Annotated in this window: 9 protein-coding genes; all 9 read right to left on the bottom strand. The window is 64.3% G+C overall.

Features of this window, described 5'->3' with window-relative positions:
- Positions 1–163: 163 nt before the first annotated feature.
- Positions 164–3,007: a type VI secretion system ATPase TssH gene (gene tssH, locus WS62_RS12005; protein WP_066571029.1), complete on the bottom strand. Its 2,844-nt coding sequence runs from the start codon at positions 3,005–3,007 to the stop codon at positions 164–166.
- 2 nt (positions 3,008–3,009) lie between these two features.
- The gene (tssG, locus tag WS62_RS12000; RefSeq protein ID WP_066571028.1) at positions 3,010–3,999 is read right to left on the bottom strand and encodes a type VI secretion system baseplate subunit TssG; all 990 of its coding nucleotides are present in this window, start codon (positions 3,997–3,999) and stop codon (positions 3,010–3,012) included.
- Positions 3,996–5,858 carry a type VI secretion system baseplate subunit TssF gene (gene tssF, locus WS62_RS11995; protein WP_066571027.1) on the bottom strand — a complete coding sequence of 621 codons (1,863 nt, stop codon included), beginning with the start codon at positions 5,856–5,858 and terminating at the stop codon, positions 3,996–3,998. Before tssF ends, tssG begins: the two co-directional genes overlap by 4 nt.
- Positions 5,859–5,871: 13 nt before the next feature.
- Positions 5,872–6,303, bottom strand: coding sequence for a GPW/gp25 family protein (locus WS62_RS11990; protein WP_066571026.1), 432 nt, complete (start codon positions 6,301–6,303; stop codon positions 5,872–5,874).
- Positions 6,304–6,381: 78 nt separating this feature from the next.
- Positions 6,382–6,909, bottom strand: a complete 528-nt coding sequence (locus WS62_RS11985; RefSeq protein WP_010108180.1) for an Hcp family type VI secretion system effector — start codon at positions 6,907–6,909, stop codon at positions 6,382–6,384.
- A 143-nt stretch (positions 6,910–7,052) separates the two neighbouring features.
- Entirely contained in the window at positions 7,053–8,555 is a 1,503-nt protein-coding gene (tssC, locus tag WS62_RS11980; protein WP_010108179.1) for a type VI secretion system contractile sheath large subunit, read from the bottom strand.
- Positions 8,556–8,557: 2 nt separating this feature from the next.
- Complete coding sequence (gene tssB / locus WS62_RS11975; protein WP_066489184.1) at positions 8,558–9,106, bottom strand: type VI secretion system contractile sheath small subunit; 549 nt, start codon at positions 9,104–9,106, stop codon at positions 8,558–8,560.
- Between the two features lie 33 nt (positions 9,107–9,139).
- The gene (locus WS62_RS11970) at positions 9,140–10,072 is read right to left on the bottom strand and encodes a type VI secretion system protein TssA (RefSeq protein WP_066571025.1); all 933 of its coding nucleotides are present in this window, start codon (positions 10,070–10,072) and stop codon (positions 9,140–9,142) included.
- Positions 10,073–11,719: 1,647 nt separating this feature from the next.
- The gene (locus WS62_RS11965) at positions 11,720–13,234 is read right to left on the bottom strand and encodes an acetyl-CoA hydrolase/transferase family protein (RefSeq protein ID WP_066571024.1); all 1,515 of its coding nucleotides are present in this window, start codon (positions 13,232–13,234) and stop codon (positions 11,720–11,722) included.
- Positions 13,235–13,236 lie beyond the last annotated feature (2 nt).

Raw genomic sequence — 13,236 nt, 5'->3', positions numbered from 1 at the left:
TCGATGTCCGCCGACAGCGACGAGCCGAGCAGCGCGTCGAAATCCAGGTCCGGGTCGTGGCTCAGCAGTTCCAGCTGATATGACGGCTCCTGCGACAGGTTCTCATGCACCACGAAGCTCAGCGCGACCGCATCCGGCTCCAGCAAGGGACTACGCAGTTCGATCAGACGCATGACGGTTCTCCCGTCGTGCCGGCATCCGCCGATGTCGTCTCGTGAGGCCGCGGCGCTTCGGCCGGAGGCTCATCGCTCGCATCGGCGCGCGCGTCGTGCACTTCACGCGATTCATGCGATTCACGCGATTCGCGTGCTTCGTGCGCTCCCGCGGAAGCGCACGCCCCAGCATCCAGCGCAGCCGCAGCTAGAGCCGCCTGCTCGCCGAGCGTCGCCGCGTCGGTGCCGTTGAGTTCCCATGCGTCCTCGTCGAACACGAGCGACAGCTTCTCGTGCGCGGACAGCCGCACTGTCTTCAGCGTGCGCCCCTCCGCGCGTGCAGCGAGCACGCCGCGCGCGACAGCCGGCATCACGTGCTGGCGCAGCAGATCGCGCACCGCGCGGCCGTTCGCCGGATGCTGCGACACCGCGTGCGCCACCCATGCCGCAACGCCTTCGTCCGCGCGCCACTGCAAATCGTTCTCCGCGAGGCGCTCGCCGAGCTCGTCGAGCGCCTGCGTTGCGATGCCGGTGAGCGCGTCAACGTCGAGCGGCCGGAATGCGACGAGCTGGATCCGCGCGAGCAGCGCGGGCGAGAAACGCCCTTGCAGCCGCTCGCCGACGAGCTTGTCGAGCTTCGCCTGCGAAATCTGCGCATCGGTCTTGCACGCCGCTTCGATCTCGACATCGCCGAGATTGCTCGTCAACAAAATGAGGCAGTTGCGGAAGCTGATCCGGCGACCTTCGCCGTCCTCCATCCAGCCCTGATCGAAGACCTGATAGAAAACTTCATGAATGTCCGGATGCGCGCGATCGAATTCGTCGAGCAGCAGCACGCTGTACGGCTTCTTGCGAACCGCTTCGGTCAGGCGCCCGCCCTTGCCGTAGCCGACGTATCCCGGCGGCGCGCCCTTCAGCGTCGATACCGTGTGCGCTTCCTGGAACTCGTTCATGTTGAACTGGATAAGATTGCGCTCGCCGCCGAACAGCAACTCGGCAAGCTTCGCGGCCGCCTGGCTCTTGCCCGTGCCGGTCGGGCCGGCGAGCAGCATCACGCCGAGCGGCCGGCGCGGATCGTTGAGCCCCGAATGCGACACTTGCAGTGCTTGCGCGATCGAGCGCATCGCGCCTGTCTGACCGTGGATGCCCGCGTTCAGCGCGCCCTCGAGCTCGACGACACGCTGCGCATCGTCCTGCGCGAGCTGCGCGACGGGCACGCCCGTCCACTCGGCGAGCACCTCCGACACGACGTGCTCGTCGACCCACGGACGCACCCAGCGATTCGCGCCGATGCGCTCGGCGAACGAATCGCCGTCGCTGTCGGCCGATATGGGCGCTGCGTCGTTCAGACGCGCGAGCCACGTGCGCACTTCGTCGCGCTGCGCGTCGACGACCGTCTCCAGCGTCGCCGCCTGCTGGAAGAGATTCGCCTGACGGCCTTCGAGCTCGGCCTCGTCGCCGGGCGTGCGCACGCCCATTCGGCGATCGCTCGCGCGCCAATCGAGCGTCTGACCGATCGCGAACGCCTGATGCTGCAACCGTTCGAGCTCGGCGGGCGCGCAGTTCTGGCTCATCGCGACGCGCGCGCATGCGGTGTCGAGCAGGCTGATCGCCTTGTCCGGCAATTGCCGCGCGGGCAGATAGCGGCGCGACAGCTCGACCGCACCGCGCAGCGCCGAATCGACGATGCGTACGCCGTGGTGCGCGGCGAAGCGCGGCGCGATCGTGCGCAGCATGTCGACCGCCGCGTCGTCGCCCGGCTCGTCGACGGCCACCGCCTGGAAGCGCCGCACGAGCGCCGCGTCCGGCTCGATGTACTGCTTGTACTCGGACCACGTCGTCGCGGCGACCATCCGCAGTTGGCCGCGCGCGAGCATCGGCTTGATCAGATTCGCCGCGTCGCCCGTGCCGGCCGCGCCGCCCGCGCCGATCAGCGTGTGCGTCTCGTCGCAGAACAGGATGATCGGGCTCGGCGCGGCGATCACCGCGTCGATCAGCGACTTGAGCCGCTGCTCGAATTCGCCGCGCACGCCGGCGCCCGCCTGCATCCGCGCGAGATCGAGCGCCCACACCTGCGCGCCGAGAAGCCCAGGCGGCACCGCGCCCGCTTGGATCTTCTGCGCGAGCGCCTCGACGACAGCCGTCTTGCCGACGCCCGCCTCGCCGACGAGGATCGGATTGTTCTGGCGGCGGCGCGACAGGATGTCGATCACTGTCCGCAATTCGTCGTCGCGGCCGACGACGGGATCGAGCTCGCCGCGCGCGGCCTGCTCGGTCAGGCACGTCGCCCATTTCGCGAGCGCGTCGCTGCCGCCGTCGGCGCCGGTTTCGCCCGCATCCACGCCGAGCGCGCCGCCGCCGACCGCCGCCGGCGCCTCGTCGGCTTCCGGCCAGCCCGATGCGAGCGCCTCGTAGCGCTTCACCACTTCATCGAGCGCGATCGATGTGATGCCGGTCGGCACGCGCTGCTGCAGCCAGCGGCGCGTCAGATCCTCATCGAGCCACGCGAGCAGCAGGTGGCCGGAGCGCACCTTGCCCGCGCGCGCCGCGATCTGGCTCCAGATGACAGCCGGCCCGACGCTGCGCTCGAGCGAGCTCGAGATGTCGCGCAGCGAGTCGCCGCTGACGTCGAAGCCGTCGAGCGCCTTCTCCATCCGGCGCTTGACTTCGCCGACGTCGCTGCCGAACTGCTCGAACAGGCGTGCGAGATCGCTCTGCTCACGCTGCAGCAGGCATAGCGCCCAGTGATCGAGATCGATGAAAGCGTGCCGACGGGATCGGCCTAGCGCCGTGGCGTCGACGAGGGCCGCATAAGTCGTGCGGCCGAGACAGTTGAATATGCGTTCGCGATTCACGTCTAGTCCCGAAAAGATTCATAGACAGTCAAGGTGCGCAGCGCCCGATTCGGCCGTGACCACGCGTCGACGCCGACACGCATGCACCCAACCCTTCCTGCGAGTTCAGGGCGCGTCCACACCTGAACCTTGATGACAGGGTAAATTCGTCCGTCGACGAAATCCGTCACGACCGCGGACACCGCCAGGACGGCTGCCGCGCGGCGTTGCCAACGATAGAACTCGTCGGCTTCGATCGGACCGATCACGATCTCGATCGAGTGCTGCACGTCCCAGATCCGCGCGCCGAGCCGCCATCCGCCGAGCCGCCGCGCGTTGTTCGCCGCGGCCGGCACAGGAATCCAGCGGCCGTGACGCGGCACGATCCGCAGCGCGACGCCAAAGTACGCACGCAGCATCCGTTGCAGATCGGCAAGCGAGCGGCGCGGCGCGCAGTAGATGCCGGGAAACGCACGCCGGCACGCCTGCGTGTGACGCTCGAACGGATCGACGTCGGTCTGCGGCGCGCGGCGCGCGTCGGCGAGCGCCGTCACGCGCTCGACGAACGGATTGCGTGCGCGCTCGTAGCCGAGCACCGGATGCATCGACGACCACGCCGAGTAATGCAGCCACGCGAGGTCGCCGCATGCGACGTTGACGAAGCGCTCGAACGCAGCGTTGCGCTCGAAGCGCTTCTCCTGCATCGCGTGCTCGGTCACGTGCACCGGCAGCGGCCCGTACGGCGCGAATAGCCCGAAATGACGCTGGACCACCGTGACCTGCGGGTGATCGTCGTCCTCGATGAAGCGCGGCAGCGTCACGTGCACGCGCTCGACTTCCGTGCTCGCGAAATGCATCTCCGCCGGCTGCTCGATGCGCAGCCACTTCGGCAGCCGCCGCCTGCGCGCCGACCGCTTGTCGTGCCGGCGCTGCAGCGCTTCCACCCGCCGCATCAGCTCGAAGAAGGTGCGGCGCGGCGTCAGCGCTTTCGTCACGCGGTCGAGCGGCGTCACGTGAGCCTCCCGTCGCGCGACGCCGCGTTCGTGTGCGAGCTCGCCGCATCGCCGTCGAGGCGCACGACGATCTCGATGCCGTCGTTGAGCGTCGCCGACTCGGCAAGCGCCTGCGCGAGCAGCCGCCCGAACAGCCAGCCGCCGCGATCCGCGTGCAGCGACTCGGCGATGTCGATCTCGACTTGCGTCGCTCGAACGAGCGCGGTCGGCGTCGCGCGACCTGCCGCGACGAAGCGCGAGCGCAGCACGACCGAGCGCAGGCTCTCGAGCCGCTGCCGGTCGAGCGCATCGTCCTTGTCGATCGCGAGCAGCAGCTGCTCGACGATGCGCGCCGTCACGTCCTGCTGCTGCGACACGCGCAGCGCGAGCGGATTGCGGCCGATGTGCGACACGGCTTCCCAACACGCGTCGACGCTCGGCTTCCCGCGCGGCGCGCTCGCCGGCCACAGGCACTCGATGCGCTTCACCGCGGTCGGATCGAGCAATTGCAGTTCGGCGTCGAGCAGCGCGGTCGGCCGCCAGTCGCGATCGGCCACGAGCGCGCGGCCCGTGATCGTCGCGACGTCGTCCGGATCGAGCGTGTCGTCGACCATCGAAACGGCGATCAAGTCGTGGCTCGCGAGCGGATCGAAACGATCGCGCCGCACGCCGTCGACGAGCAGCGCATCCTCGCGCCGCATGCCGTAGCGGATCGAGCCATCCTGCCCTTCGTAGCCCGCCGTCTCGAGCACCGACCGCGCACGATGCGCGCGACCGTTGGTCTCGCACACGAACACCTCGTTCAGCGCCCACAAGTGATGCGCGGCGGGCCGCATCCGGTCGACCGGAATCCACTGCTCGGGCTGATTCGCGTCGTACGGCACCGGATCGAAACGTTTGGAATACAGATTGATCGCCGGCGTCGCGAAAAGGCGGAACTGACTCGCGTCGACGTCACCGACCAGATCGCCCGGCGCGTCGCGCAACGCGAAAAACAGCTCGAACGCACGCGCGGACGGCGCTTTCTCGGCGATCGCAGCCAACGCATCGACGTAGACGCCGAGCAGGCGCGTCGGCTGCGCGAAGTACTCGCGCAGCAGCCGCAGCCCGGGCAATCCGCCGAAATCCTCCGGCAGCAGCGCCTCCGAATCGTCGACGCCGGAAAGACGAATGCCCGACATCGGCAACGTCAGCACTTCGTCGCCGCGAGTCGTCGACACGAGCGCGAACCACGCGGTCGTATCCGCGAGCAGTGCGCGATGCAGCGCATAAGCGCGCGGCAAGTCGCCCGCAAGGCTCAGATGCAGCGGTGTGAACCCTTTGTCTTCGCGCGACAGCTCGGAGATCGACGCGCCGCCTTCGACCTCGAACTTCAAGCGCAGCACCGCGTGCGACGACGCGAGCCGTTGCGCGAGCAACGACGGCAGCCCGGTGATGCTGCGGCTGCATTCGACCGACGCGAGACGCAGCGGCAGCAGCGTGACGTCGCGCGCGGTCGAGAACGTCACCGGCAGCTTGCGGCCCGGCAGATGAGCCGCCACGAGCGAGCCGCGCGGCAGCGTATTGCCGCGGAACGCGTCGGGCGACCCCAGGTCCGGATGGAACGCGAATGTCGAGATCGCCGGCGTCGAAGCTGTGTAAAGCGGGCAGAGGCGCCCGAGCGCCTGCTGCGCGAACTCGGCGCATTCGCGGTCAAGACGCTTCTGCACACGCGCCGACAGATATGCGACACCCTCGAGCAGCCGCTCGACGAACGGATCCGTGACTGCATCCGGATGCAGTCCGAGCGCCGAAGCCACCTGCGGGTGCTCTTTCGAGAAGCGCGCGCCCGCATCGCGCAGCTGCCGCAATTCGTCGTTGTAGTGGTCGAGAAAATTCATCGCCGTTCGCCGTTCACCGATCGTCCGCCAGGCTGAAATACCCGCTCAGGTAGTCGAGCGCGAGACTCGCGCCGAGCTCGGTTCCGTCGTCGCGCGCCTTCATCGACACGTCGAAATAAATCGTCTGCGGCAAGCGCCGACGACTCTCGGTCCGAGGCTTGACCGTCGTGCTGGCGGGATCCACGCGCGGCTCGAAGCGACGAATCACTTCGCAGATGTGCGCGGCGGCGTGAACGGGGTTGATCTTCGTCGCGCCGGCCGCCTGCATCGGCGGACAGCCGAAGTTCAATACCGAATGCGCTGCCGGACTGTCGTCCGCGACACGCATGCGCGCGCCGCGAATCGCATGATTCATCAGGTCGACCAAATGATCCGCGACGACCTCTTGAAGCGAATGACGACGAATTCGTCTGGACAGCTTGTTGTAGAGTTGAAGATCGCTCACGTGCGTGTTCCCGAGTGTTGTGGCGCGAGGCCACAACACTGCCCAAGGTTAGCCTGGAAACTAGAACCTTCCGACGGGTTAGATCGGGGCGTTCTGCTTGAGGTCGTACCCAGCCTTGATCACCGCGCCCATCGTGCCGTCATTGCGCTGTTCGCGGTACTCGAACTCGATCTGGGCGAAGTTGATCCGGATCTGGTCCGTCGGCAGCACGCCGTCGACTTCGCCGCTAGCGTGACCGAGCTGCGAGAACGGCATGTTGCCGAGCGTACGGAACGACGACACGAGGCCGCTCGCGAACGAGATCGTCAGGAACTCCTGCTGGCCCTTGCCCGACTTGCGGCAAATCAGCTTCGCGGTTCCGATGTGCTCGCCCGTCGCACACATCAGGAACAGCTTCGGCGAAGCCTTGTTCGACACCATGCGGAACTCGAAATCCTTCATCTCGACCTTGCCCGCGCCGCCGCCGCTGCCGAAGCCCCAACGACCCGAGTTTTCTTCCGCCCACTGCCAGCTCTGAATCTGGATCAGACCGGGATATTGCTGATCGGTCGACTCGCCCTCGACGCCATCGATCTGCAAGAAGTAATCAACCAACGCATTTGCCATGCTATGAACTCCTAATTAGTTATAACAAGACCATATCGAAAAGACCGCTGTTGAATCTGCTGCGGAACGGTTCGACTCCGACCCGCAACACCTCGAACACCTCCTTCTTTAAGCGAAACCGCAACCGGCCCGGTAGTCGCGGCTCAGGTCGTCACCTCTTGCTTGGTCGACGGAAGCTTCGAAACCAATCGGAGAGAAACGGTCAAACCCTCCAGTTGGAAATGGGGGCGCAGGAAAAACTGCGCGCGATAGTAGCCGGGGTTCTCCGGAATCTCGTCGACGACCACTTCCGCCGCCGACAGCGGACGCTGCGACTTCGTGACCTCGCTCGAGATGCTCGGATCGCCGTCCACGTAGTTCATCAGCCAGTCGTTGAGCCAGCGCTGCGTGTCCTCCGCCGACTTGAACGAACCGATCTTGTCGCGGACGATGCACTTCAGATAATGCGCGAAGCGGCACGTCGCGAAAATGTACGGCAGCCGCGACGACAGGTTCGAATTCGCGGTCGCGTCGTCGTCCTCGTAGATCGCGGGACGATGCACGGTCTTCGCGCCGATGAACGCTGCGGTGTCCGAATTCTTCCGGTACACGAGCGGCATCAGGCCGGACTCGGACAGTTCGTGCTCGCGGCGGTCCGAGATCGCGATTTCCGTCGGGCAGTGCAGATCGACTTCGCGATCCTGCGACGGCAGCACGAACTTCGGCAGCACCTCGACCGCACCGCCCGACTCGACGCCGCGAATCTTCGTGCACCAGCCGTAGGTCTTGAACGCACGCGTGATGTTGGCGCCCATCGCGTACGCAGAGTTCGCCCAGCAGAAATCCTCGGCGCGATTCGGATCGACCTTCTCCTCAAAGCCGAACTCTTCGACGGGCTGCGTCTTCGGACCGTACGGCACGCGCGCGAGGAAGCGCGGCAGCGTGAGCGCGAGATAGCGCGAGTCGTTGCTTTCGCGCAGACGGCGCCAGAACGCGTATTCGGTCGCGGTGAAGATCTTCGACACGTCGCGCGGATTCGACAGCTCGCTCCAGTCGTCCATCTGCAGCAGGCCAGGCGCGGCGGCCGCGATGAACGGCGCGTGCGCGGCCGCCGAGATCTTCGACATCTCGGTCAGGATCGACACGTCCTGCATGCTGTGATCGAAATAGTAATCGCCGATCAGGCAGCCGAACGGCTCGCCGCCGAACTGGCCGTACTCCTGCTCATAGATCATCTTGAAAATCGGACTCTGATCCCACACGACGCCCTTGAAGCGCCGCAGCGTCTTGCCGAGATCCGCTTTCGAGATGTTCAGGTAGCGGATCTTCAGGTTCTCGCTCGTGTCGGTATTCGATACGAGATAGTGCAATCCGCGCCATGCGCCTTCAAGACTCTGGAAGCGCTTGTTGTGCAGCACGAGCGTCAGTTGCTCGGAGATCTTCTTGTCCAGTTCGGCGACCAGTTGCTCGATCGTCTGCGCGACGTCCTCGCGAACCACGACCCGGCTGCGCCGCGCATACGTCAGCAGCGTCTCGACGGCGTTCTGCACTGCCTCCGCGGCCTCGTTGGTGCGCGGCCGGAACGAGCGGCGCAGGATATCCTTCAGATCCTCGTTGACGTTCTGATCGACGACTACCTTCTCGGCAGACGATTCAAGCTGCTGCATACTCATTTCGCACCCTCTTCCGGTTGTTGGTCGCCGCCTTCACCGGTGCTGCCGGATTGTTCCGTCGCCTCGGCATCGCTCGCCCATTGCGGGCTCTTCAGCAATTCCTGGATCACGTCTTCCGCCGCGGCCTTGCCGTCCATGTAGGTCAGCAGTTCCTTCAGGCGGTTGCGCGCTTCGAGCAGCGTCGACAGCTCGGGAATGCGCTTGACGACCGCCGCGGGCTCGAACGATTCCATCGACGTGAACGTCAGGTCGATCGGGATCAGCGTGCCGTCGTTGGTGAGCGCGTTCTTCACGTGGTAGCTGAGCGACGGCGCGATTTGCGCCATGCGCTCGTCGAAGTTCTCGACATCGATCTCCTGAAAGCGGCGATCCTCGACAGGGCCGAGCGGCTCGGTGTTGTCGCCCGACAGGTCCGCCATCACGCCCGCGACGAACGGCAGCTCGACCTTCTTCTGCGACCCGTAAACCTCGACGTCGTATTCAATCTGCACGCGGGGCGCACGACTCTCCCCGATGAATTTCTGTCCATCCTTTTGTCGAACCATGATGAGCAAACCCTCTACACGAAGTTGTTCACGTTACTTGATAGAGCTCTGCGGCCGGTTCAGCTGGGCCACCAGAGAAGCCGCCTCGGGATAGAGCTCCGCCATCACTTCCTCGAAACCCGCCCCTAGCATTCTTTGAATCCGCGACAGGAAGATCGGCGCCGGATGGCTCGGCTCGTGGACGCGGAAATACTCGACGATTCGCTCGAGCGCCACACCGACTTCCTGCCTCGACCTCAGCGCACCACCCGGGCCCGCAGCGGGCGGCGGCGCATCCAGCACCGGCGCGCCTGGCGCCGCGTCCACCGGCTCCGTAGCGACGGCGTCTGCGCTTCCCGCTTCCGTCTGCGCGAGCCGCGACGCCGCCACGCTCAACAGATCCAGCGCGCGCGAAACGTTGAGCTCTTGCTCTATTGCAGCGATCGATTCCCTGATTCTCGATAAGGAATCCTTAATGTCATGTACAAGAGTGCTCGCTCTAATGCGATAGTCGCGATCCTCCACGATCGACGCGGCGCGCCCGCCGATCAGGTCGTTGAGCGTCGCATCGCGATCTTCGAATCGGGAACTGCCGAGCTGATGCAGGAACTGCGGTCCCGAAATCCAGCCGAGATGAATCGAAAGCGTTTCGCCGGGCGACTCATCGGGTAGCGCGCGAGGATGCAATTCCTCGACGGGTGCGCTCATCAGATCGGCCAGCAATCGAACGCCGTCGGCCAGCCCGATCAATCCGCGCCGCGCGATGCACGCGCGCAGATGCCAAATGGCGACCCGGACGTCTTTCGCCTTTTTCAGTAAAGCGAGACAGGCGGTCTCGACCGAAGCCCACTGGAATGCGCTCTCACCTTTTCGCTGGGGCGCGTAGCCGACGGAATCGTATTCGCAGATGGCTGCGTCGATTTTGATAAAATCTTCGTCGAAATCCAGTAAATCCGGCGAGTGGCCCGGTAGTGCATCGTCGTTCATGGTCTATCCACAAATCACAGGCGACGGGAACTGTCTTCGCAAAACTAGATTAGCTTGCGATTTGTCAAAGTACCCGAACTTATTTCTTCGAATGTATTAACGACCACACAACCCGATGCTTACTATCTGCTGGAGCGTCTTGGGGAATTAGATGAATGCGCGCCAGAAAAAGGCAAACGAACGCCCCCAGTTTCCAGGAAAATCTTCCACGGAAACCGTTTACGTCGCTGGTTTTTTTCTCAGCGATATCAACCCGCCCCTTCCGCCCAGCCCGAGCCTTGCAGACCGGCAAGCGCCAGCTATCCGCATCGGCAATCTATAAGATGCACTTCCATTAAATCAAATACGGCGTACACATAAATCAATACGCCGCCGCAATTGCAACGGAAATACCATCCAAGCACCGGGTTTAATCTAAAGCGTCACACCTTAGAAGCCCTCGACGACAACGGCGTGACAATCGTTCATATCGTTACAGTCTACGCTGTAAACTTATAGAACGCTCGTAAATTTGGCAAGCGGAAATAATTTTTTCTTACAAACAGAACTGTAAGTTTGATTCAATGAAATTGAAATAATAGGATTATCTCCAAACCGGAGCGAGTATCGAGCGGCGTGGAGATTTTTATCTTGGACGCTCCTTCTGAGCGACATTCGTCCGTTCGCGCGTCAATTTACTCAATCACTACTTCAAACATTCAGGCCTGATTTCCAAGACTACTTAATATGTATTCGCAATCGTTTGCGAGGCCTGTTCATCCAAGATAAACGCACCGTACCGGAATTGCAAGACGGCTGAAAATGCCCGCCGCATTTGCCTCGAGCCGATCCGGTATGCGCGCGGCGCGAGCACACGCGGAGACGCTAAGTGAAACGCCTTTGTTACATCAAGTTCAATTTAACTTGCGAAAGAGACGGCTTTTTTACCGGATGGGTAGCATATCCGCCAAGCAATCAATATTGATGCAATAACGTCGGAATCTAGAAGGCCGACTCATGCCGCGCAGGGCGCTTTAGAAAGGATTGGAGCTCGTCCGCTCTGTGCGAGCGGTGTCGATCGATCCAGCAAGGCTGCCAGCCACACCGCTCAGTAGGATGACGAACTGTTTTAGAGGAGATCGTACGCCACCGGTTTCCCGGCGAGACCGAAGACATCCTCTGGAATCCGCACGCCTGGGCCGAATACCGCGCCGCGCCCATCGCACTGATATATAAGCACCGCGAAGTTCATGGAAACGATTACGGCGCGAGCGTGTCGTGCGGACAATGTCGCCCTGTCGCCCTGTCGCCCTGTCGCCCTGTCGCCCTGTCGCCCTGTCGCCCTGTCGCCCTGTCGAAACGCCGAAACGCCGAAACGCCGAACCTGACCGAACCGAAGATCTCGATGGCGATTCGCTCGCGCGTTGACGCGGCAGACGACGCGAACGAGACAGACCACCTCACCGGACTGGCGTGCGTGTTCAACAAGCGCTCGCGTGCCTGCCCGCAACTTGGCACAGCAACCGCACCGCAACGCCGACCTTCGCCCAACCTCCACATACGACGCCGCCCAAACAAAACGGCGCGGCCACCTTCCGGTGCCGCGCCGTCTCGCCGGTCGGCCCGAGCGGAAGCCGCCGCCCGCCCGAGCCGTCGGAAGCCCGACCGTCAGGCCTGCATCGATCCGGTTCTCACATAGCGCTCGTGCCACGACAGCGCTTCGCCGAGCAGATGCGGCGTCTGCTTGCCGAAGCTCTCGCGACTCGCGCGCTCGAAGTAATCCTCGAGCATCGAGCGGTAGTCGGGATGCGCGCAGTTCGCGATGACCTTGCGTGCGCGCTGCTTCGGCGACAACCCGCGCAAATCCGCGAGCCCCTGCTCGGTCACGACGACCGCGACGTCATGCTCAGTATGGTCGACGTGGCTCGCCATCGGCACGATCCGCGAGATCGCGCCGCCCTTCGCGGTGCTCGCCGACATGAAGCACGACAGATAGCCGTTGCGCGCGAAGTCGCCGGAGCCGCCGATTCCATTCTGGATCTTCGTGCCCATCACGTGCGTCGAGTTGACGTTGCCATAGATGTCGGCTTCAATCATCCCGTTCATCGCGACGATGCCGAGACGCCGCACGAGCTCCGGATGGTTGCTGATCTCCTGCGGACGCAGCACGATCTTCGTGCGGAACGTGTCGATCTCGTCGGCGAAGCGCTTCACCGCATCCGGGCTCAGCGACAGCGCGGTCGCCGACGCGAAGCTCAATGTGCCGTTCGCGAGCAGATCGAGCATGCCGTCCTGGATCACTTCGGTATACGCGCTCAGGTTCGAGAAGCCGCCTTCTCCGAGGCCGGCGAGCACCGCGTTCGTGATGTTGCCGACACCCGACTGCAGCGGCAGCAGGTTTTCGGGCAGGCGGGCGCGCTTGATCTCGTGGCGCAGGAAATCGATCAGGAGCCCGGCGATCTGCTTCGACGTCTCGTCCGGCGCCGCGAACGCGTTGCTGCGATCGGGCGCGTCGGTCTCGACGATCGCGACGATCTTCTCGGCCGGGCAGTGCAAATACGGTTCGCCGATCCGGTCGTCGCTCTTCACGAGCGGAATCGGCTTGCGGTTCGGCGGCAGCGCGGTGCCGTAATAAATGTCGTGCATCCCGTCGAGGCCGAGCGGCTGGCGCGAATTCACTTCGAGGATCACGCGCTTCGCCTGGTCGAGCCAGGTTTTGTTGTTGCCGATCGACGCCGACGGAATCAGGCGCCCGTCCTCGCGGATGCCCGCGACTTCGACGATCGCGACGTCCAGCTCGCCGAACAGGCCGAACCACGCGTACTGCGCGACGTGGCTCAGGTGGATGTCCTGATAGTCGAGCTCGCCCGCGTTGATCTTGTCGCGCAGCGTCGGATCGGACTGGTACGGCAGGCGCATCGAGATGCCGTTCGCCTTCGCGAGCGCGCCGTCGAGCTCGGGCGCGGTCGACGCGCCCGTCAGCACGTTGATGCGGAAGTCTTCGCCGCGCCCATGCGCAGCGGCGATCCGCGCGGCGAGCGCGGCCGGCACCGCTTTCGGATACCCGGAGCCGGTGAAGCCGCTCTTCGCGACGGTCATGTTCGGGCCGATCAGCGCGGCGGCCTCGTCGGCGGTGCGGACGAGGGAGCGCAGACTGGGTGCGAGGATACGAGAGGTTGGCATGG

The organism is Burkholderia sp. ABCPW 14, assembly GCF_001523835.1.
GTDB classification, from domain to species: Bacteria; Pseudomonadota; Gammaproteobacteria; order Burkholderiales; family Burkholderiaceae; genus Burkholderia; species Burkholderia mayonis.
The sequence above is the reverse complement of the archived record's forward strand: the minus strand, read 5'-3'. Positions and strand labels throughout refer to the sequence as shown.